The sequence below is a fragment of the Chromobacterium sp. CCUG 30098 genome (genome assembly GCF_059916605.1).
The window spans coordinates 1147480-1167667 of the sequence record NZ_JAUCGS010000001.1 but is presented as its reverse complement, the minus strand read 5'-3'; the positions used below and the strand labels follow the sequence as shown (position 1 = coordinate 1167667).

19 protein-coding genes and 1 riboswitch are annotated in these 20188 nt (G+C 62.5%); of the genes, 4 read left to right on the top strand and 15 right to left on the bottom strand.

Annotated features, from left to right (window positions below):
• Positions 1–142: 142 nt before the first annotated feature.
• The 4 genes from maiA to hppD all read right to left on the bottom strand — a co-directional run bounded on the left by maiA (position 143) and on the right by hppD (position 4211).
• Positions 143–787 (bottom strand): maleylacetoacetate isomerase, encoded by a 645-nt coding sequence (gene maiA, locus QUG03_RS05470; protein WP_500819597.1) that lies wholly within the window; start codon positions 785–787, stop codon positions 143–145.
• On the bottom strand, positions 780–1763 hold the full coding sequence (locus QUG03_RS05465) for a fumarylacetoacetate hydrolase family protein (protein ID WP_107800385.1): 984 nt from the start codon (positions 1761–1763) through the stop codon (positions 780–782). The genes maiA and QUG03_RS05465 overlap by 8 nt, the downstream gene beginning before the upstream one ends.
• A 185-nt stretch (positions 1764–1948) precedes the next feature.
• Entirely contained in the window at positions 1949–3079 is a 1131-nt protein-coding gene (locus QUG03_RS05460) for a homogentisate 1,2-dioxygenase (protein ID WP_500819596.1), read from the bottom strand.
• Between the two features lie 58 nt (positions 3080–3137).
• On the bottom strand, positions 3138–4211 hold the full coding sequence (hppD, locus tag QUG03_RS05455) for a 4-hydroxyphenylpyruvate dioxygenase (RefSeq protein ID WP_107800387.1): 1074 nt from the start codon (positions 4209–4211) through the stop codon (positions 3138–3140).
• A gap of 483 nt (positions 4212–4694) precedes the next feature.
• On the opposite strand from hppD, the gene QUG03_RS05450 reads away from it, so the two are divergent.
• Positions 4695–5180: an Lrp/AsnC family transcriptional regulator gene (locus QUG03_RS05450; RefSeq protein ID WP_107800388.1), complete on the top strand. Its 486-nt coding sequence runs from the start codon at positions 4695–4697 to the stop codon at positions 5178–5180.
• 84 nt (positions 5181–5264) lie between these two features.
• Here QUG03_RS05450 and metF read toward each other — a convergent pair whose 3' ends face one another.
• Positions 5265–6101, bottom strand: coding sequence for a methylenetetrahydrofolate reductase [NAD(P)H] (gene metF / locus QUG03_RS05445; RefSeq protein ID WP_107800389.1), 837 nt, complete (start codon positions 6099–6101; stop codon positions 5265–5267).
• Positions 6102–6229: 128 nt separating this feature from the next.
• Positions 6230–7639 (bottom strand): adenosylhomocysteinase, encoded by a 1410-nt coding sequence (ahcY, locus tag QUG03_RS05440; RefSeq protein WP_199225919.1) that lies wholly within the window; start codon positions 7637–7639, stop codon positions 6230–6232.
• 62 nt (positions 7640–7701) lie between these two features.
• Positions 7702–7775: riboswitch (S-adenosyl-L-homocysteine riboswitch) on the bottom strand.
• Positions 7776–7854: 79 nt separating this feature from the next.
• Here ahcY and QUG03_RS05435 point away from each other — a divergent pair.
• Positions 7855–9492, top strand: a complete 1638-nt coding sequence (locus tag QUG03_RS05435; RefSeq protein ID WP_500819595.1) for a histidine kinase N-terminal 7TM domain-containing diguanylate cyclase — start codon at positions 7855–7857, stop codon at positions 9490–9492.
• A 60-nt stretch (positions 9493–9552) separates the two neighbouring features.
• Here QUG03_RS05435 and metK read toward each other — a convergent pair whose 3' ends face one another.
• A complete protein-coding gene (gene metK, locus QUG03_RS05430; protein ID WP_107800392.1) occupies positions 9553–10722 on the bottom strand; it encodes a methionine adenosyltransferase in 1170 nt (389 codons plus the stop codon).
• A gap of 76 nt (positions 10723–10798) precedes the next feature.
• Here metK and QUG03_RS05425 point away from each other — a divergent pair, with 76 nt between their 5' ends.
• Positions 10799–11680, top strand: coding sequence for a lysophospholipid acyltransferase family protein (locus QUG03_RS05425; RefSeq protein WP_107800393.1), 882 nt, complete (start codon positions 10799–10801; stop codon positions 11678–11680).
• A 170-nt stretch (positions 11681–11850) separates the two neighbouring features.
• Positions 11851–12717, top strand: coding sequence for a lipid A biosynthesis lauroyl acyltransferase (locus tag QUG03_RS05420; RefSeq protein WP_500819594.1), 867 nt, complete (start codon positions 11851–11853; stop codon positions 12715–12717).
• A 180-nt stretch (positions 12718–12897) separates the two neighbouring features.
• Here the strand turns inward: QUG03_RS05420 and QUG03_RS05415 are convergent, their stop codons facing one another.
• From QUG03_RS05415 to nuoI, 8 genes are all read right to left on the bottom strand, one after another.
• Positions 12898–13197, bottom strand: a complete 300-nt coding sequence (locus QUG03_RS05415; RefSeq protein WP_500819593.1) for a putative quinol monooxygenase — start codon at positions 13195–13197, stop codon at positions 12898–12900.
• A gap of 119 nt (positions 13198–13316) precedes the next feature.
• Positions 13317–13610, bottom strand: coding sequence for a DUF2818 family protein (locus tag QUG03_RS05410; RefSeq protein WP_500819592.1), 294 nt, complete (start codon positions 13608–13610; stop codon positions 13317–13319).
• A gap of 12 nt (positions 13611–13622) precedes the next feature.
• The gene (nuoN, locus tag QUG03_RS05405) at positions 13623–15077 is read right to left on the bottom strand and encodes an NADH-quinone oxidoreductase subunit NuoN (RefSeq protein ID WP_235087002.1); all 1455 of its coding nucleotides are present in this window, start codon (positions 15075–15077) and stop codon (positions 13623–13625) included.
• Positions 15078–15097: 20 nt separating this feature from the next.
• On the bottom strand, positions 15098–16594 hold the full coding sequence (locus tag QUG03_RS05400; RefSeq protein ID WP_107800397.1) for an NADH-quinone oxidoreductase subunit M: 1497 nt from the start codon (positions 16592–16594) through the stop codon (positions 15098–15100).
• Between the two features lie 40 nt (positions 16595–16634).
• Positions 16635–18668, bottom strand: a complete 2034-nt coding sequence (gene nuoL, locus QUG03_RS05395) for an NADH-quinone oxidoreductase subunit L (RefSeq protein ID WP_107800398.1) — start codon at positions 18666–18668, stop codon at positions 16635–16637.
• A 32-nt stretch (positions 18669–18700) separates the two neighbouring features.
• On the bottom strand, positions 18701–19006 hold the full coding sequence (gene nuoK, locus QUG03_RS05390) for an NADH-quinone oxidoreductase subunit NuoK (RefSeq protein WP_019102195.1): 306 nt from the start codon (positions 19004–19006) through the stop codon (positions 18701–18703).
• A gap of 26 nt (positions 19007–19032) precedes the next feature.
• Complete coding sequence (locus tag QUG03_RS05385; protein ID WP_107800399.1) at positions 19033–19692, bottom strand: NADH-quinone oxidoreductase subunit J; 660 nt, start codon at positions 19690–19692, stop codon at positions 19033–19035.
• Between the two features lie 9 nt (positions 19693–19701).
• Positions 19702–20181 (bottom strand): NADH-quinone oxidoreductase subunit NuoI, encoded by a 480-nt coding sequence (gene nuoI / locus QUG03_RS05380; protein ID WP_196783887.1) that lies wholly within the window; start codon positions 20179–20181, stop codon positions 19702–19704.
• Positions 20182–20188 lie beyond the last annotated feature (7 nt).

Below are 20188 nucleotides of genomic sequence, written 5' to 3'. Positions count from 1 at the left end.
CGCTGTCGCGCCGTCAGAGCCACGCATTTAATCAGAGGACGAATTCAGAGTCAAGGAATAATTGCAAAAAAACGAACCGCGGCGGCGCGGGAAAAGCAGGCGGGCGGGCCGTCTGAAACGACCGGCCCGCCGGATCAAAGACTTAGATCGCGTCCGGCTGACGGGATGGATGCGCGTCGGCGAAAGCCGGCAGTTGCTCCAGCGCGTCCGCAACGCGGACGATGTGCGGATACGCGCTCAGGTCCAGGCCGAAACGCCGGGCGCTGAACACCTGCGGCAATAGGCAGACATCGGCCAGCGTCGGCTGCTCGCCCGCCGCGTAACGGCTGGGCGATTCCGCCAGCGCTTGCTCCAGCGCGTCGAAGCCGGTGCGAATCCAGTGCCATATCCACGCCGCCTTGCCCTCTTCGTCCTTGCCGTACTCGGTCTGCAGATACTTGCCGACTCGAGTGTTCTGCAAGGGATGGATGTCGGCGGCGATGGCCAGGGCCAGCGCGCGAACCCGCGCCCGAGCCGCCGGAGCGGACGGCAACAGCCGCGGCGCATCCGGATAGGCCTCGTCCAGGTATTCGCAAATGGCCAGGGACTGCGCGATCTTGACCCCGCCGTCGTCCAGCAACGGCACCAAGCCCTGCGGATTGATGGCCAGATACTCGGGGCTGCGCTGCTCGCCCTTGAGCAGATTGACCGCTTGATAGCGGTAATCCAGCCCCTTGAGATTCAGCGCGATGCGCACCCGGTAAGCGGCGCTGGAACGGAAATAACCGTAGAGCACGCGCTCAACCATGTTTCACCACCGTCTGCTCGATGGCGCCGAAGACGCTGGCGCCGGCGGCGTCCTTCATCTCGATGCGCACGCGGTCGCCCACTTTCATGAACGGAGTCGTCGGCGCGCCGTTCTCGATGGTTTCTATCATCCGCTGTTCCGCCAGGCAGCAGGAGCCGACGCTGCGGTCATGATTGGACACGGTGCCGGAGCCGATGATGGAGCCGGCGGCCAGCTCGCGGGTCTTGGCCACGTGCGCCACCAGTTGCGGGAAGCTGAACTGCATTTCCACGCCGGCGTTGGGACGGCCGTAAGGCGCGCCGTTGTATTCCACCAGCAGCGGCAGGTGCGCCTTGCCGTCGCGCCAGGCGGCGCCCAGTTCGTCCGGACTCACCGCCACCGGCGAGAAAGCCGTGGCCGGCTTGCTCTGGAAGAAGCCGAAGCCCTTGGCCAGCTCGTTGGGGATCAGATTGCGCAGGCTGACGTCGTTGACCAGCATCAGCAGACGGATCTGGCCCGCGCAGGCGTCGGCGTCCGCGCCCAGCGGCACGTCGCCGGTGATCACCGCCACCTCGCCCTCGAAGTCCAGGCCCCAGGCCTCGTCGCGCAGCGGAATCGGCGCCAGCGGCGGCAGGAAGGCGTCGGAGCCGCCCTGGTACATCAGCGGATCATGGTAAAAGCTGGCCGGCACCTCGGCCCCACGCGCCTTGCGCACCAGTTCGACATGGTTCAGATAGGCGCTGCCGTCCGCCCATTGATAGGCGCGCGGCAGCGGGCTGTGGCAGCGCTGCGGCTCGAACGGGAAAGCGCCCGGCACCTCGCCCGCGTTCAGCGCGGCGTAGACTTCCTGCAGCCGCGGCGCCAGCGCGTCCCAGCCGTCCAGCGCCTGTTGCAGACTGGCGGCGATCTGCGGCACCGCCACCGCGCGGGACAGGTCGCGGCTGACGACCAACAACTGGCCGTCGCGGGTTTGATTCTGATATGTGGCGAGTTTCATCTTCTATTCTTTCTGCAGCTGGGCAGCTGAAATTCCAGTGATACGGGTATGACATGAAAGCTTCGTTTGAGGAGCATTTCGTCGCGAGCGGGCTGAGGTCGAAACGAGAAGCGCAGCGGTACAAATGGTACCGCAAGCATCACAGTTTCGAGATCAGCCTGCGCAGTAGAAATGAACTCAAACAATCAGGGCTTGGGTTTCCAGCTGTCCACATACTGGGTCCACTCCACCGCCGGCATCTGCGGCCCCTGCTCCAAGGCGTCCCGCGTGTCTATCATCACCGCCACTTCGTCGGTGAAGGTCTTGGGCTCCGTCATCGCCTTGGCGAAGGCCTTGGGATGCGGCCCGTGAGTGAAGCCCGCCGGGTGGAAGGTCAGCATGCCCGGCTTGATGTTGTCGCGGCTGAAGAAGTCGCCGGCGTGATAGAAGATCACTTCGTCGTAATCGTCGTTGTTGTGATAGAACGGGACCTTCAAAGCGCCGGGATCGGATTCGATCGGCCGCGGCACGAAGGTGCAGATCACAAAGCCGTCGGCGACGAAGGTAGTGTGCGCCGACGGCGGCAGATGGTAGCGATGGCTCATCAGCGGCCGGATGTCGCGCCAGTTGATGCGGGCGACGGAGTGGTTGCCGTGCCAGCCTATCGCGTCCAGCGGATTGAACGGGTAAGTCACGGTGGACAGCGCGCCGCGGCGCTTGATCACCACTTGCCACTCGTCCTCGGTCTGCTGCGCGCGGAAGGCGTCGTCGATGGACGGCACGTCCAGCATCGCCTCGTCGAAGATGGCGTGCGGTCCCACCAGGCCCTTGTCCGGCAATTGGTAGGCGCCGTTGCTGGCCTCGATCAGCAACATGGTGGTGGGCGCGGCCGGTTCAATGCGCCAGCTGGTGGAGCGCGGCATCAGGATGTAGTCGCCGTCGCGGTAGCTCAGGTGGCCGTAATCGCAGAACAGCTCGCCGCTGCCGGCGTGGATGAACAGCATGTCGTCGCCGTCGCCGTTGCGGAACAGCTGGGTCATCGCCTGATCCACGCTCCAGATGCGCAGCTTGCATTGAGCGTTGTGCAGCACCAGCGGCGCGGCCCAGGGCGCGGCGACGTTCTTGGGCAGTTCGTTCAGATCAAAGGCGCGCGGGCGCAACGGGCCTTCCCAGGCGCTCCAGCCGGTGGGCGGATGCTTGTGGTGCAAATGAGTGGCGGGACCGAAAAAACCGCTGCGGCCCACTTCGCGCTCATAGATGGCCGTGTCCGGGAAATCGGCGTGGGCCTGGCGCGAGACGGTGCCTTCGCGGTGGGGGTACTGAATCCATTTACGCATGGTGTGTCCTTCAATCCCGCCGCCTGGGCGGCGGGATGGCATCGATGAACTGCGGGCTTTAGATGACGCCGCGGCGGATCTGGTCCTCTTCGATCGACTCGAACAGGGCGCGGAAGTTGCCCTCGCCAAAGCCCTCGTTGCCCTTGCGCTGGATGATCTCGAAGAAGATCGGCCCGATCACGGTCTCGGTGAATATCTGCAACAGGATGCCGGCGCCGTCCACCGGCGCGCCGTCCACCAGGATGTGGTTTTTGTGCAGACGCGCCAGGTCTTCGCCATGGCCCGGCACCCGCTCGTCCACTTTTTCATAATAGGTGTCCGGAGTGTCGAGGAAGCGGGTGCCGGCGGCTTTCAGCGTTTCCACGGTGCGGTAGATGTCGCGGGTGGTCAGCGCGATGTGCTGGATGCCCTCGCCATGGTATTCGCGCAGGAATTCCTCGATCTGGCTCTTGTCGTCGGAGGATTCGTTGATCGGGATGCGGATTTTGCCGCAGGGGCTGGTCATCGCCTGGGACACCAGGCCGGTGAGCTTGCCCTCGATGTCGAAGTAACGGATTTCGCGGAAGTTGGCGATATCGGTGTAGAAGCCCGCCCACTTGGCCATATTGCCGCGGAACACATTGTGGGTCAGGTGATCGATCTCATACAGGCCCACGCCTTGCGGATGCTGGTCTACGCCGTCCAGCGGCTGGAAGTCCACATCGTAGATGCTGTGTTCCGGACCGTAGCGATCGACGAAATACAGTGCCGAGCCGCCAATCCCCTCCACCGCCGGAATATTCAGCTCCATAAAGCCGATCGGGCGCTCGTATTTCTTGGCGCCGTGGGCCAGCGCGTATTCATAGGCCTTGGCCGCGTCTTTGACGCGCCACGCCATCGCACAAGCCGACGGGCCGTGCTCGTGGCCGAAATCGTTGGCCGGCTGCGACGACTCGCCGTTCAAGATGAAATTGATGTCGCCCTGGCGGAACAGGCTGACGTTCTTGCTGCGGTGGCGCGCCACTTCGCTGAAACCCAGCGACAGAAACAAGGCCTTCAGCTTGGCCAGGCCTTCGGCGCTGGGCGCGGTGTATTCGACAAATTCAAAGCCGTCGGTGGCCAGGGGGTTTTGCAGTATGGTTTCCATTTTCATCTGTTTCTCCTGTTGTAGATGAGTGTGCGGCCGCTGGGCGGCGAGCGGAGCGTGGCGCCGCTCTGAACCGGCGACTTGATCTGGTATTCCGCGCAACAAGCTTGTTTATAAACAAGTAACAGTAGCTTTTGATGACATGTCTTGTGATAGTCTTGTCATGACATGTTGTAAAAAGCCCTGTGCAACGCATTTGGCTTCGCGTGGAAAAGTCGGAAGGGAAAAGACTGAATGAGGAGAAAGGCGCTTGCCGCGCGCTGGTTTGACTTGCCGCGACGAACGACAAGCTTCTCCTCAGAATGTGAATCTTATCTCCGCCGTCTTATTCACTCGACAAACCCCGGTGCTTTTTTAGCGCCGTGTGTAGAATGCGTTTTTAGGCTTTTTATTCTATGGAAACTACGGGGCAATTTTCTTGCTAAATACCAAGAAACCAGTAATAACTAAGTATAAAACACTAATATTTTGCCTATTTTAGGAGAAAACATGCCAAGTCTTACATTAGATAAGACAGACTTGCGTATTCTGGCCGAACTGCAACACGACGGCCGCTTAACCAATGTGGAATTAGCAGAACGGGTGGCCCTGTCTCCATCCCCTTGCCTGCGTCGCCTAAAGCAGCTGGAGGAATCCGGCGTGATCCGCCAATACGTGGCGCTGCTGGACCCGGCCCGCATCGGCCTGGGCCTGCAAGCCTGGGTCAGGGTCACGCTGGAGAAACGCGGCAACGCGCATCTGCAAAGCTTCATCGAATCGGTGCAAAGCTGGCAGGAGGTCATCAATTGCTTTGCGATGACCGGCGAGATGGATTATCTGCTGCAGGTGTACTTCGAGGACATGGAGCACTTTTCGCGCTTCGTGATGGACGAGCTATTGCAACACCCCGGTGTCGCGGATGTGAAGTCCAGCTTCGTGCTCAAGGAGATCAAGCGGACCACCTCGCTGCCGCTCGGCCAGCTGCGTGGTCTTTAAGGCGGCGCGGCCCCGAGCCGCATACGGATTTGAAAAAGAACGGCCCGGAATACCGGGCCGTTTTGCATGGGAACGCGTCCCGATTCACAAACCTAGCCGCTGCCAAATGGTGGACACCAAGCCGGCCTGATTCAGCGTGTAGAAGTGCAGACCCGGCGCGCCGTGCTGCAATAAGCGATCGCACAACTCGGTCACCACGTCCAGGCCCAGCGCGCGGATGGACGCGCTGTCGTCGTAATAGGCCTGCATGCGCTGGCGCAGCCAACGCGGCACTTCCGCGCCGCACATGTCGGAAAAACGACACAGTTGCCCGAAATTGGAGATCGGCATGATGCCCGGCACGATGGGAATATTCACTCCCCGGCCCTGAACCTCGTCGACGAAGCGGAAATAGGCGTCGGCGTTGAAAAAGTACTGGGTCATCGCCGAATTGGCTCCGGCGTGGACCTTGCGCACAAAGTTGCCGATGTCGTCCTCGGCCGAGCGCGCCTGCGGATGGAACTCCGGATAGGCGGCCACCTCGATGTGGAAATGGTCACCGTGCTCGGCGCGAATGAATTCGACCAACTCGTTGGCGTAGCGGAATTCGCCGGCCGCCACCATGCCGGACGGGATGTCGCCGCGCAGCGCGACGATGTGGCGGATGCCGTTGTTGCGGTATTCCTTGAGGATGGCGCCGATATTCTCGCGGGTGGAGCCGATGCAGGACAGGTGCGGCGCGGCGGCGTGGCCTTCGCTGCGGATTTCCAGCACCGTCGCCAGCGTGCCGTCGCGGGTGGTGCCGCCGGCGCCGAAGGTGACGGAAAAGAACTGCGGCTTGAACTGGGCCAGCTGCTGGCGCGTGGTGCGCAGCTTGGCGATGCCTTCCGGCGTCTTGGGCGGAAAGAATTCGAAACTGAAGGTTCGGCTCTGTGCTGTCATGATCTCTCTGTATCTCCTGCGGGAGACTCCTTTGTTTTTATAGGTTGGCCGCGATCCGCAACAGCGGACAAGAAAAAACGGACAGCACCATTCTAATAGCCCTGTCCGTTTTTCTATCGTTATAAAAATCAATAACGATAGTGATCCGGCTTATATGGACCTTGCTTGGGCACGCTGATGTAGGCGGCCTGTTCGTCGGACAGCTCGGTCAGCCTGGCGCCGATGCGGCCCAAGTGCAGGCGCGCCACCTTCTCGTCCAGATGCTTGGGCAAGACATACACCTGTTTGCCGTATTGCAGGCCGTTGGCGAAGATTTCCACCTGAGCCAGCACCTGGTTGGTGAAGGAGTTGGACATCACGAAGCTGGGGTGGCCGGTGGCGCAACCCAGGTTGACCAGCCGGCCCTCGGCCAACAGGATCACTCGCTTGCCGTCAGGGAAAATGATGTGGTCCACCTGCGGCTTGATATTGTCCCACTGGTACTGGCGCAGGCTGGCGACTTCGATCTCGCTGTCGAAATGGCCGATATTGCAGACGATGGCGTTGTTGCGCATCTTCTTCATATGTTCGTGGGTGATCACGCCGACATTGCCGGTGGCGGTGACGAAGATGTCGGCCTGGTCGGCCACTTCGTCCATACGCACCACGCGATAGCCTTCCATCGCCGCCTGCAATGCGCAGATCGGGTCCACCTCGGTCACCCACACCGTGGCGCCCAGGCCGCGCAAGCTCTGCGCGCAGCCCTTGCCCACGTCGCCGTAGCCCAGCACCACCGCCACCTTGCCGGCCACCATCACGTCGGTGGCGCGCTTGATGCCGTCCACCAGCGATTCACGGCAGCCGTAGAGGTTGTCGAACTTGGACTTGGTCACCGAGTCGTTGACGTTGAAGGCCGGGAACGGCAAACGCCCCTCCTTCTCCAGCTGATAGAGCCGGTGCACGCCGGTGGTGGTTTCCTCGGTCACGCCCTTGATGTGCTTGAGCCGCTTGGAATACCACTGCGGGTCTTTTTCCAGATAACGGGCGATGGCGGCGAACAGCGCGGTCTCTTCCTCGTTGGACGGGTGGCTGATCGCGCCGCGATCGCTTTCCGCCTTGCTGCCCAGCATCAGCAGCAAGGTGGCGTCGCCGCCGTCGTCCAGAATCATATTGGCGGGCTCCTGCTCCGGCCATTCGAAGATTTTGTGACTGAACTCCCAGTACTCGTCCAGGCTCTCGCCCTTGAAGGCGAATACCGGGATGCCGGCCGCGGCGATGGCGGCGGCGGCGTGGTCCTGGGTGGAGAAGATATTGCAAGAGGCCCAGCGCACTTCCGCGCCCAGCGCCACCAGGGTCTCGATCAAGACCCCGGTCTGGATCGTCATGTGCAGACTGCCGGCGATGCGCGCGCCGCGCAGCGGCTGGCTGTGCCGGTGCTCGTCGCGCAAGGCCATCAGGCCCGGCATTTCTGTTTCGGCAATCGCCAGTTCCTTGCGGCCCCAGGCGGACAGATTGATATCGGCAACATGAAAATCGGTGAAATCAGCCATCGCGAGCATTCCTTAGTTCACGCAGCCGGCCAGGATGCGGCTCACCCGCTCCCGTGCCCGGCACGGTTTTGATCAGGTGAGCGCCGTTGAAACGGGAGCGGCCCGAGCCTGGGGATGGATCATCCTCGCAGCGCCCCTCGGGCCGACCGGCCGCCGGCGGCGTGGATACGCGGACGGCGACGTTTCGATTATACCTATGCCGCTCGGAAAAGGTAGGAGTCTGCATGCCAAGAAGATACACTAGCCGCTTGCCGATTCATCCTCGCCCCATGACTTTCGACTTCACCCCGCTGGCCGCCCTGTCCGGGATCGCCGCGCTGATTTCCACCGCCATCGCCGCCATCGCCTGGTATCGCCGCCAGTTTCCCGGGGTGCGCTGGCTGGCGCTGCTGATGAGTTCGGTGGCGTTCTGGGCCGCCGGCGCGATGTGCGAGCTGTCCGCCGCCAGCCTGTCCGCCAAGATCGCCTGGTCCAAGCTGGAATACCTGGGCACGCTGAGCACACCGGTGCTCTTCCTGCTGCTGGCGCTGGACTATAACCGCATCCAGCTGAGCCGGCGCTGGCTGGCGGCGCTGTTCGCCCTACCCTTGCTCTGCCTGCTGCTGGCGCTCAGCAACGAAAGCCACCAATTGGTGTGGACCGGCTACCGGCCCAGCCCCTCCGGCTACAATCTGCTGATCTACGGGCACGGCCCGGCGTTCTGGATCGGCGTCGCCGGCTATTCCTACCTGATGATGCTGATCGGCTCGCTGATGCTGATCCGCGCGCTGCATTACTACCCGGCCCACTTCCGCGGACAATCCATCGTGCTGATGGCCAGCGCCTGCGCGCCCTGGCTGGGCAACATCCTCTACCTGAGCGGCGCCATGCCCTTGCAGGGCCTGGATCCGACGCCGCTCGCCTTCACCGTCACCGGCCTGGTGTTCGCGCTGGACCTGCTCTACCTGCGCCTGCTCTATCTAGTGCCGGTGGCGCGCGCGCGCTCCTTCGAAGCCATGGGCGACGGGGTGCTGGTGGTGGACGACGAGCTGCGCATCCTGGACCTCAATCCGGCCGCCGCGCGGCTGCTGGGCCGGCCCGGCCGTCAATTGCTGGGCCAGCCCTTGCCGGCGGACTGGCCGCGAGAGCAGATCCTGCGCGGCCGGGAGCAATCCCTGGAGCTGTCCTTGCAAGACGGCGCGCGCATCCTGGACCTGCGCGTGTATCCGATCGCCCAGCAGCCTCAGCCTCACTCCAGCCGCATGCTGGTGGCCCGCGACATCACCGAGCGGCGCCGGGCCGAGGAGGCGCTGCGCGGCGCCAATCAGACTTTGGCCCTGCGCATCGCCGAAATCGAAGCGCTGCAGGCGGCGCTGCGCGAGCAGGCCTTGCGCGATCCGCTGACCGGTTTGTACAACCGCCGCTATCTGGACGACACCTTCGCCCGCGAACTGAGCCGCGCGCGCAGCGAGAGCGCGCCGCTCAGCATCGCGCTGATCGATCTGGACGATTTCAAGCGCATCAACGACAGCTTCGGTCATTACTTCGGCGACGAGGTCTTGCGCCGCCTGTCCGCGCTGCTGGCCGAAGACGGCCGAGGCGACGACATCCTCTGCCGCCTGGGCGGGGAGGAGTTTCTGGTGCTGATGCCCGGCTGCTCGCCGTCCCAGGCCTGGGAACGCGCCGAGCGCTGGCGGCAAGCCTTCGCCCGTCAGCCCCACGGCGCCGGCGACGACAGTTTCTGCGCCACCTTCTCCTGCGGTCTGGCCGCCTTCCCCGTGCACGCGGACAGCCCGGCCGCCCTGTACCAGGCCGCGGACCGGGCTTTGTACGCGGTCAAGGCCGGCGGCAAGAACGCCTGCCGCCTGAGCGCAGCCCTCTAACAAGACACAAAAAACGCCTGTCCGTGGACAGGCGTTTCTTGGCGCGAAGCCGAGCGCGGTTTACAGACCGGCGTCGGCGCGCAGCGCTTCCACCTTGTCGGTGCGCTCCCAGCTGAATTCCGGCTCTTCGCGGCCAAAGTGGCCGTAAGCGGCGGTCTTGCTGTAGATCGGGCGCAGCAGGTCCAGCATCTGGATGATGCCTTTCGGGCGCAGATCGAAATGCTTTTTCACCAGCTCGACGATCTTCTCGTTCGGAATCGAGTTGGTGCCGAAGGTGTCCACCGCAATCGAGGTCGGCTCGGCCACGCCGATGGCGTAGGAAACCTGGATCTGGCACTGGCGCGCCAGGCCGGCGGCGACGATGTTCTTCGCCACGTAGCGGCCGGCGTAGGCGGCGGAACGGTCCACTTTGGACGGATCCTTGCCGGAGAAAGCGCCGCCGCCGTGCGGCGCCGCGCCGCCGTAGGTGTCGACGATGATCTTGCGGCCGGTCAGACCGCAATCGCCCATCGGGCCGCCAATCACGAAGCGGCCGGTCGGGTTGATCAGGAATTTGGTTTCCGGCGTGATCATATCCGGCGGCAGCACCGGCTTGATGATGTCCTCGATCACCGCCTCGGTCAGCGTCTTGTGATCGATCTCCGGGGTATGCTGGGTGGACAGCACCACGGTGTCGATGCGCTTGGGCAGACCGGTGGCGCCGTCGTAGACGCAAGTGATCTGGCTCTTGGCGTCCGGGCGCAGCCACGGCAGGCGGCCGTCCTTGCGCAACTCGGCCTGACGCTGCACCAGACGATGCGCGTAGTAGATCGGGAACGGCATCAGCGTCGGGGTTTCGTCGCAGGCGTAGCCGAACATCAGGCCCTGGTCGCCGGCGCCCTGGTTCAGATCCAGGCCTTCGCCTTCGTTGACGCCCTGGGCGATGTCCTGCGACTGCTTGTCGTAGCAAGCCATCACCGCGCAACCGCGGAAATCGAAGCCCAGCGCGGAATCGTCGTAACCGATGCGCTTGATGGTTTCGCGGGCGATCTTGATGTAATCGATATTGGCGCTGGTGGTGATTTCGCCGGCCAACACCACCAGGCCGGTGTTCACCAGGGTCTCGGCGGCGACGCGCGCGTGCTTGTCCTCGCGCAAGATGGCGTCGAGGATGGCGTCGGAGATCTGATCGGCGACTTTGTCCGGGTGTCCTTCCGACACCGACTCAGATGTAAACAGATATTCGCTCATTTATTATTCGTTCCCGAAAAATGCAAAACCTTGTGATGATAAAATAGGTCGCTTTAAGACCAAGACTGAGCTTCATATGTCTAAGCTAGTCCATTTATTGCTGTCTTTCCTGGCGCACCTGCCTTTATCCTGGCTACAAGGCCTAGGTGCCGTTCTTGGACGACTGACTTATCATGCGTCCCCCCGCTACAGAGCACGGCTCCGGGAGAACCTAAGTTCTAGTAAAATCTGTGGAAATTATCAGCTTTTACCGCGTTTAGTCAAACAAAGCGCCGCGGAAACCGGCAAGGGCGCGCTGGAACTGGCCATCGCCTGGTGCCGCGAGCCGGACGACATCGCCGCCATGGTCCAATCCTGCTCCGGCTGGGAGCACGTCGAGGCGGCGCTGGCCAAGGGCCACGGCATCGTCTTCGTCACCCCGCATCTGGGCAGCTACGACATCGCCGGCCGCTACATCAGCTCACGGCTGCCGTTTCCGCTGACCGCGATGTACCGCCCTCCCAAGATGGCTTGGCTGGAACCGGTGATGCAGGCCGGCCGCGCCCGCGGCAAGGGCAAGACCGCGCCGGCCACCGGCGCCGGCGTGCGCGTGCTGATGAAGGCGCTGAAGTCCGGCGAGGCCACCATCATCCTGCCGGACCAGGTGCCCGGCAACGGCGAGGGCGTGTGGGCGCCGTTCTTCGAACGCCCGGCCTACACCATGACCCTGGTGCCGCGTCTGGCGCAGATCAGCGGCGTGGAGACCTTGTTCTTCGTCGGCGAGCGCCTGCCGGGCGGCCAGGGCTTCCGCGTCCACATCGAACCGCCGGCGCAAGCCTTCAGCGGCGACAAGGAACAGGACGCCGCCCAGCTCAACGCCCAGGTGGAAGCGCTGATCCGCCGCTTCCCCAGCCAATACCTGTGGAGCTATAACCGCTATAAATGTCCGCCCGGCGTCAGCCGGCCGGACGCGCAATAACAGGGATCCAAGACAAACCGTCACGAGCGGCTTGAGAGCAAGGCGCCCCCGTTGGACATTGGCGCACAGCGACCGAGATAGTACAAACAGTACAGCGAGGGAGCGCGCACGGAGCAACGCAGCTATCGAGCCGCGCAGTCTGTTTGTCGAGCATCCCAACAAGGAAATCTATGAAATTCGCTTTTGCCCTGCTTTGGCTCATCCGCCTGCTGCCGATGTGGGCGATCGGCCTGCTGGCCCGCGGCCTGGGCAATGTCGCCTACTGTCTGGCGCGCGACCGCCGCCGCGTCGGCATGATCAATCTGCGCCTATGCTTTCCCGAGATGCCGGTGGCGGAACGCCGCCGGCTGATCCGCCGCAATTTCCAGCACATGATACGCATGGTGCTGGAGTACGGCGTGGTCTGGTGGAGTTCGGCCGCGCGCATCGACAAACTGGTCGAGATCAAGAACCTGCACTACGTCACCGAGCTGCGCGAACGCGGCGAAGACGTGATTCTGTTCTACCCTCACTTCATCGGCTTTGAAATGTGCGTGTATTCGCTGAACCAGCACATCCCGCTGGTCAGCGTCTACTCCCACCAGAAGAACGAGGCGCTGGACCGCCAGATCTATCTGGGCCGCCAGCGTTACGACAACGCCTACATCGTGTCCCGCCAGGAAGGCCTGCGCCCCATCATCAAGGCGATGCGCAAGGACCACGCGCCCTTCCTCTATCTGCCGGACCAGGACTTCGGCGTGCGCGACTCGGTCTTCGTCGACTTCTTCGGCGTCAAGGCCGCCACCATCACCGGCCTGTCCCGCATCAGCAAGCTGGCGCGCGCCAAGGTGGTGCCGGCCATCGCCCGCCGCGTCGGCGACCGCTTCGAGCTGGAGTTCTACCCGCCGTGGGACGACTACCCGAGCGAAGACGTCGAGGCCGACACCCGACGCATGAACGCCTTCCTGGAACAGCGCGTCCGCGAAATCCCGGACCAGTACTTCTGGCTGCACAAGCGCTTCAAGAGCCGGCCGCAGGGCGAGGCCCGCTTTTACTAAGAACCTGTTCACGATCTGCTACGCGTCGGTAGAGACATTGTGCGATGAGTGCCCGCTTCGAAATGCCCATGTACCGCTTGTACATTCCGCTTTCTCAGCTGTTTTCGCCTTGTCTCGCTCTTGCTCGCGAGATCGTAAACACGTTCTAAGCAAGGCGCCGCAACGCGGCGCCTTTTTCAATCAGCTGCCGGCCTCGGCGAAGGCGTCCATCAGCAAAAAGGTGCCCGCCTGTCGCTGCCGGCTGTCGATCTGCGGCACCAGCCGCCGGAAATGTTCGGTTTGGCAATGCCGACCCAGCGCCTCCCTGTCCGGCCAGGTCTCGATGAAGACGAAATGGCCGGGGTCTTTCTGATCGATGAACAGCTCATAGCCGATGCAATCCGGCTCTTGCCGCGTCTTCTCCACCAGTTCGCGATACAGCGGCATCACCTCGGCCACGCGGTCCGGCTGAATGAAGTCCTGAGCAATCACTTTCAACATCCCGTCCTCTCCCTTCGTCTCATCGCGCGGGCCTCGCTACGCCGCCGCGCCCTTCCCCCAAAAAAACAGCGCGGACGGGAGATCCCGTCCGCGCCGCGTATTGCGTCCGCCCAGCCCGGCTAGGCCCGTCGCCGCCAGAAATAGCAATAGACGTAGCCCGGAAACGCGAACACCAGGAATAAGGACAAGGTGGTCACGTAGAACTGCCAGTTCTGCGACTGCACCGGCATCAGCCGGCTTTCCAGCAGGTAGGCGAAACCGCCCACCAGCAGATACAGCGCCGTCAATTCCAGAAAGCGCCAGCCAAAATGCTTGTTGGCCACTTTCCACACTCCGCCCACTTTCTGGGTCAGGAACGGCAGGTTCGCCGCCGCCAGGGCGACGATCAGCAAAACGATGACGCTGGATTGCATGGTGGACAGGCCTTAAATCACGGTGAGCGATTGACGCACGACTTGCAGGCACAGCTCCATCGCGCGTTCCGGCAGCAGGCCGATGAAGAGCAAGGCCAGCGCGTTCAGCGACAGCACCAGTTTCATGTCGCCGCGCACCACGATGTCGCTGCGGTCTTCGGCGTCGTCGAAGTACATCGCCTTCACCACGCGCAGGTAGTAGAACGCGCCGATCACCGACATCAGCACCGCGAAGATGGCCAGCTTGATCATGCCGATGTCGACGATGGCCTTGATCACCGCGAACTTGGCGTAGAAGCCCACCAGCGGCGGGATGCCCGCCATGGAGAACATGGTCAGCAGCATCAGCAGCGCATACCAGCTGTTGCGGCTGTTCAGGCCCTTCAGATCGTCGACCTTCTCGCATTCGAAACCGGCGCGGGACAGCGCCAGCAGCATGCCGAAGCTGACCAGCGACATCAGCACATAGCTCAGCGCGTAGAACAGCGCCGCCGAGTAGCCGACCTTGGTGCCGGCCAGTACGCCCAGGAGCAGGAAGCCCATGTGCGAGATCGTCGAATAGGCCAGCATCCGTTTGATGTTGGTCTGCACGATGGCGGTGATGTTGCCGATGGCCATGGACAGCGCGGCCACGATCACCAGCATCTGCTGCCAGTCCGCCACCAGCGCGTCCAGGCCCTGGGCCAGGATGCGCAGCGTGAACACGAAGGCCGCCAGCTTGGGCGCCGCGCCCACCATCAGCGTCACCGAAGTCGGCGCGCCGTGGTAAACGTCCGGCACCCACATATGGAACGGCACCGCGCCCAGCTTGAAGGACAGGCCGGCCACGATGAAGACCAGGCCGAAGACCAGCAACACGTCGTTGGCCTTGTGCGCGGCGATGGACTTAGCGACCGTCGCCAGTTCCAGCGAGCCGGTGGCGCCGTAAACCATGGAGATGCCGTAGAGCAGCAGGCCGGAGGCCAGCGCGCCCAGCACGAAGTACTTCATCGCCGCCTCGGTGGCCTGCACGGAATCGCGCTGCAGCGCGATCAGCGAGTACAAGGCCAGCGACAGCAATTCCAGGCCCATGTACAGGGTCAGGAAGTGCGAGGCCGACACCATCAGGTTCATGCCTAAGAGCGCGAACAGGGCCAGCGAGAAGTACTCGCCCTTGAACAGCTGACGGTCGGCGGTGTACTGCCGGCTGTAGATCAGCACGATGGCGGTGACCGCGTACATGGCCAGCTTGACCACGCCGCCCATCGGATCGGCGACGAACATGCCGGAGAAGGTGAGCACCGGCTGCGCGGTGAAAGTCATCACCTGCGCCACCGCCGCGCCCAACAGGCTCAGCAGGGTCAGGCCCAGGGTGATGCCGCGCTTTTCGTCCGAAACGAACAGGTCCGCCATCAGCACGAACAGAATCGCGCCGGCGAGGAACATCTCGGGAATTGCCGGTATCAGGTTGAGATCAGCCCAATTCATTGTTTCCATTCCTTCCGCGCTTACAGCTTGCTCTGCGAGACATGCAGGATCAGGTCATTGACCGACAGGTGCATTTTCTCGACGAAGGCTTGCGGATACAGGCCCATGCCCAGCACCGCGATGGCCAGGATGGCCAGCACCAGGAACTCGCGCTTGTTGACGTCGGACAGCTCGGCCACATGGCTGTTGCCCACCTCGCCGAAGATCACGCGCTTGTACATCCACAAGGTGTAAGCGGCGCCGAAGATCAGCGTGGTGGCGGCCAATACCGCGTACCAGAAGTTCACTTGCACCGCGCCCATGATCACCATGAACTCGCCGACGAAGCCGGAGGTGGCCGGCAGGCCGGAGTTGGCCATCGCGAACAGCATCATGAAGGCGGCGAAGATGGGCATCTTGTTGGCCACGCCGCCGTAGTCGGCGATGTTGCGGCTGTGCACGCGGTCGTACATCACGCCGATGCAGAAGAACATCGCGGCGGAGACGAAGCCGTGGGACACCATCTGCACCAGCGCACCTTCAACCGCCCACTGGTTCAGTTCGGAACCGGTGAACAGGAACAGGCCCAGGGTGACGAAGCCCATGTGCGAGATGGAGGAATAAGCCACCAGCTTTTTCATGTCGGACTGCACCAGCGCCACCAGGCCGATGTAGACCACCGCCACCAGCGACAGCGCCACCATCACGCCGGACAGCTCGCGCGCGGCGTCAGGCAGGATGGGCAGCACGAACCGCAGGAAGCCGTAAGCGCCGATCTTCAGCGTGATCGCGGCCAGCACCATGGAGCCGCCGGTCGGCGCTTCCACGTGGGCGTCCGGCAGCCAGGTGTGCACCGGCCACATCGGCACCTTCACCGCAAAGGACAGGAAGAAGGCGACGAACAGCAGAATCTGCACCGTCAGCGGGATCTTGGCGATGTCGTGGAAAGCCTGGATGTCGAAGGACTTGCCGGCCTGGAAGTACAGGTAGATCAAGGCCACCAGCATCAGCAGCGAGCCGAGCAAGGTGTAGAGGAAGAACTTGATCGACGCGTACACGCGACGCGGGCCGCCCCAGACGCCGATGATCAGATACATCGGAATCAGCATGCCTTCGAAGAAGACATAGAACAGGATGGCGTCCAGCGCGGCGAAGGCGCCGTTGATCAGGCCGGACATGATCAGGAAGGCGGCCATGTACTGCGACACGCGCTTCTGGATCACCTGCCAGCCGGCCACCACCACCAGCAAGGTGGTGAAGCTGTTGAGCACTACGAACAGCATCGAGATGCCGTCCACGCCCAGGTGATAGTTGATGCCGAGGGATTCGATCCACGGCTTCATCTCGACGAACTGCATGCCGCCGCTGAGGTTGTTGAACTCGGTGAACAGCGGCAGCGACAGCAGGAAGCCCGCCAGGGCTCCCGCCGCGGCCAGCCAGCGCGCCAGCGACGCGCGCTGATCGCCCCCCGTAGCCAGCACCAGCAACCCGGCCGCGATAGGGGTCCAGATCACCAGAGACAATAGATTTGTGAACATAGTCAAACCCAAGTTGTTATTCCAATCCCGGAGCCCGGGCTCAACGCCAGATCAGTTGCCAGAACCACATCGTCATCAGCGCCAGCACCCCGATGATCATCGCGGTGGCGTAGCTGTAGATGAAACCGGTCTGAGCGCGGCGGATGAAGCCGGAGAAAGTCGCCACCAGCTTGGCGGTGCCATTCACCAACAGGCCGTCGATCAGCAACATGTCGCCCACCTTCCAGAAGAAGGTGCCCAGAGCGCGCGAGCCCTTGGCGAACACGGCGAAATAGATCTCGTCCAGGTAGTACTTGTTCTCCAGGATCTTGTTCACCAGGCTGAACTTCTGCTTGATGGCGGCCGGAATCTGCGGCGCCTTCATGTAGAAGAACCAGGCGGTGGCCACGCCGGCCAAGGCCAGCCACAGCGGCAGCGTGCTCAAGGAATGCACGCCCATGGCGGCGGCGCCGTGGAACTCGCGGGCGATCTCTTCCATCGCCGGATGCAGTTCGTGGTTGACGGCGATCACGCCCTTGAAGAAGTCGCCGTACAGCAGCGGCTCGATCGCGAAGTAACCGACCAGCACCGACGGAATCGCCAGCAGCACCAGCGGCAGGGTCACCACCCACGGGGACTCGTGCGGCTTGTCGTTCGGACCCAGACCATGGTGATGGTCGTGATCGTCATGGCCGTGATCGTGATGATCGTCCTTCTTCTCCATCCAGCGTTCCTTGCCGTGGAAGACCAGGAAGTACATGCGGAAGGAGTAGAAGGCGGTGACGAACACGCCGGCGATCACCGCGAAGTAGGCGAAACCGGCCGCGGACAGATTGGACGCGTGCACCGCCTCGATGATGGAGTCCTTGGAGTAGAAGCCGGAGAAGAACGGCGTGCCGATCAAGGCCAGCGAACCCAGCAGCGAAGTCAGCCAGGTGATGGGCATGTACTTGCGCAGGCCGCCCATATTGCGCATGTCCTGATCGTGATGCATCCCAATGATCACCGAGCCCGCCGCCAGGAACAGCAGCGCCTTGAAGAAGGCGTGGGTCATCACATGGAACATCGCCACCGAGTAGGCCGAGGCGCCCAGCGCCACGGTCATATAGCCCAGCTGCGACAGCGTGGAGTAAGCCACCACGCGCTTGATGTCGTTCTGGACCACGCCGAGGAAGCCCATGAACAGCGCGGTGATGGAACCGGCGACCATGATCACGTTCAGCGCGGTGTCGGACAGTTCGAACAGCGGGCTCATCCGCGACACCATGAAGATGCCGGCGGTCACCATCGTGGCCGCGTGGATCAGCGCCGAGATCGGCGTCGGGCCTTCCATCGAGTCCGGCAGCCAGACGTGCAGCGGGAACTGCGCCGATTTGCCCATCGCGCCGATGAACAGCAGGATGCAGGTCACGCTCAGCAGCGACCATTCGGTGCCCGGAATCAGGCTGATGGTCTTGTTAGCCAGCGCCGGAGCGGCGGCGAACACATCGCTGTAGTTCAGCGAGCCGCCGAAGTAGGCCAGCACCAGGCCGATGCCCAGCAGAAAGCCGAAGTCGCCGACGCGGTTGACCAGGAAAGCCTTCAGGTTGGCGTAGATCGCGGTCGGACGCTTGAACCAGAAGCCGATCAGCAGATAGGACACCAGGCCCACCGCTTCCCAACCGAAGAACAGCTGGATGAAGTTGTTGCTCATCACCAACATCAGCATCGAGAAGGTAAACAGCGAGATATAGCTGAAGAAACGCTGATAGCCCGGGTCTTCCTGCATGTAGCCGATGGTGTAAATGTGCACCATCAGCGACACGCTGGTCACCACCACCAGCATCATCGCGGTCAGCGAATCCACCAGGAAGCCTACGGAGAACTCGTAGCCTCCCACCGTCAGCCAGGTGTAAACCGGACCGTTGAACACTTCAGCCTGCCCGGTCAGGAAGGCGTGAAGCACCTTGAGCGACAGCGCGGCGGACAGCGCCACGCCGGCTATCGTCACGACGTGCGAAGCGCGCCGGCCGATGGCCCATCCAAATAGGCCTGCAATGATGGAACCCGCCAGCGGGGCGAGTGCAATCAGCAGGTATAAGCTCTTCATATCCATGCTTGTGTGCTTTGTGTAGGTTCCGGTTTGCCTTAGCCTTTGAGGCTGCCCAAGTCTTCAACGTTGATGGTGCGCAGATTGCGGAACAGCACCACCAGGATGGCGAGACCGATCGCGGCTTCGGCCGCGGCCACCGTCAGGATGAAGAATACGAAGATCTGGCCCGCCGTATCCGACAGGTAATGCGAGAACGCGATGAAATTGAAGTTTACCGCGAGCAGCATCAGCTCGATGGCCATCAGCAGCACGATCAGATTTTTCCGGTTCAGGAAAACGCCCAGCACGCCGATGGCAAACAGGATTGCGGCCAGCACCAGGAAGTGAGTCAGTGTCAGCACATTTCCTCCCTTATGTTGATTGGCCGTCAGGCCTGTTGCTTACCGGATTCGGCCTCGGAGGCCTCCTCCACCGTGGATTCTTCAGCAGGCTGTTCGGCCTGCATCTTCACCAGACGCACGCGGTCGTTGCGCTTGACCTTGACCTGCAGCGCCGGATCGATAGCTTTGGTGTCCTTGCGGCTGCGCATGGTCAGACCGATGGCGGCCACCATGGCCAGCAGCAGCACCACCGCCGCCACTTCGAAAGGCAGCAGATAGGTGGTATACAGCTGGCGGCCCAGCACTTTGACGTTGCTAAAGTCCGCCGCCAGCGGCGCGGCCGCCTGGTAGGCGTCCAGCCGCGCGCTGGGGCTGGCCAGAATCATCGCCATTTCAAACACCATGATGATGCCGACGGCGGCGGCGACCGGAAGATTCCTCCAGAAGCCCTCGCGCAGTTTCTCGATGTTGATGTCCAGCATCATCACCACGAACAGGAACAGCACCATCACCGCGCCCACATACACCACCACCAGGGTGATGGCCAGGAACTCGGCTTCCATCAGCAGCCACAGGCCGGCGCTGTTGAAGAAGGCCAGCACCAGGAACAAGGCCGCGTGAATCGGGTTCTTGGCCGTCACCACGCGGATGCCCGCGAACACCAGGATGGCGGACAGAACATAGAAGACAAACAGTGTGAAGTTCATGACCCCCCCTTAGCGATACTTGGCATCGGCCGCCTTGTTGGCGGCGATCTCGGCCTCATACTTGTCGCCGATCGCCAGCAACATCGGCTTGGTGTAGTACAAGTCGCCACGTTTTTCGCCGTGGTATTCGAAGATGTGGGTTTCCACGATGGCGTCCACCGGACAGGCTTCCTCGCAGAAGCCGCAGAAGATGCACTTGGTCAGATCGATGTCGTAGCGCGTGGTGCGGCGGGTGCCGTCGTCGCGCTGCTCGGACTCGATGCTGATCGCCATCGCCGGGCACACCGCCTCGCACAGTTTGCAGGCGATGCAGCGCTCTTCGCCGTTGGCGTAGCGGCGCTGCGCGTGCAGACCGCGGAAGCGCGGCGAAATCGGCGTCTTCTCTTCAGGGAACTGGACCGTGATCTTGCGGGCGAAGAAGTAGCGGCCAGTGACCATCAGGCCCTTGACCAGCTCCACCAGCAGGAAGGTCTTGAAAAAGTTGCGGATCGAATTC

What these genes read in the sequence shown, in the direction of transcription:
- metK (WP_107800392.1), bottom strand. Translation starts at nt 10,722, where the DNA reads ATGAGCGAATATCTGTTTACATCTGAGTCGGTGTCGGAAGGACACCCG.
- QUG03_RS05450 (WP_107800388.1), top strand. Translation starts at nt 4,695, where the DNA reads ATGCCAAGTCTTACATTAGATAAGACAGACTTGCGTATTCTGGCCGAA.
- QUG03_RS05425 (WP_107800393.1), top strand. Translation starts at nt 10,799, where the DNA reads ATGTCTAAGCTAGTCCATTTATTGCTGTCTTTCCTGGCGCACCTGCCT.
- ahcY (WP_199225919.1), bottom strand. Translation starts at nt 7,639, where the DNA reads ATGCTCGCGATGGCTGATTTCACCGATTTTCATGTTGCCGATATCAAT.
- QUG03_RS05465 (WP_107800385.1), bottom strand. Translation starts at nt 1,763, where the DNA reads ATGAAACTCGCCACATATCAGAATCAAACCCGCGACGGCCAGTTGTTG.
- QUG03_RS05435 (WP_500819595.1), top strand. Translation starts at nt 7,855, where the DNA reads ATGCCAAGAAGATACACTAGCCGCTTGCCGATTCATCCTCGCCCCATG.
- nuoN (WP_235087002.1), bottom strand. Translation starts at nt 15,077, where the DNA reads ATGAATTGGGCTGATCTCAACCTGATACCGGCAATTCCCGAGATGTTC.
- maiA (WP_500819597.1), bottom strand. Translation starts at nt 787, where the DNA reads ATGGTTGAGCGCGTGCTCTACGGTTATTTCCGTTCCAGCGCCGCTTAC.
- QUG03_RS05410 (WP_500819592.1), bottom strand. Translation starts at nt 13,610, where the DNA reads ATGCAATCCAGCGTCATCGTTTTGCTGATCGTCGCCCTGGCGGCGGCG.
- QUG03_RS05460 (WP_500819596.1), bottom strand. Translation starts at nt 3,079, where the DNA reads ATGCGTAAATGGATTCAGTACCCCCACCGCGAAGGCACCGTCTCGCGC.
- hppD (WP_107800387.1), bottom strand. Translation starts at nt 4,211, where the DNA reads ATGAAAATGGAAACCATACTGCAAAACCCCCTGGCCACCGACGGCTTT.
- QUG03_RS05400 (WP_107800397.1), bottom strand. Translation starts at nt 16,594, where the DNA reads ATGTTCACAAATCTATTGTCTCTGGTGATCTGGACCCCTATCGCGGCC.
- metF (WP_107800389.1), bottom strand. Translation starts at nt 6,101, where the DNA reads ATGACAGCACAGAGCCGAACCTTCAGTTTCGAATTCTTTCCGCCCAAG.
- nuoL (WP_107800398.1), bottom strand. Translation starts at nt 18,668, where the DNA reads ATGGATATGAAGAGCTTATACCTGCTGATTGCACTCGCCCCGCTGGCG.
- QUG03_RS05415 (WP_500819593.1), bottom strand. Translation starts at nt 13,197, where the DNA reads ATGTTGAAAGTGATTGCTCAGGACTTCATTCAGCCGGACCGCGTGGCC.
- QUG03_RS05385 (WP_107800399.1), bottom strand. Translation starts at nt 19,692, where the DNA reads ATGAACTTCACACTGTTTGTCTTCTATGTTCTGTCCGCCATCCTGGTG.
- QUG03_RS05420 (WP_500819594.1), top strand. Translation starts at nt 11,851, where the DNA reads ATGAAATTCGCTTTTGCCCTGCTTTGGCTCATCCGCCTGCTGCCGATG.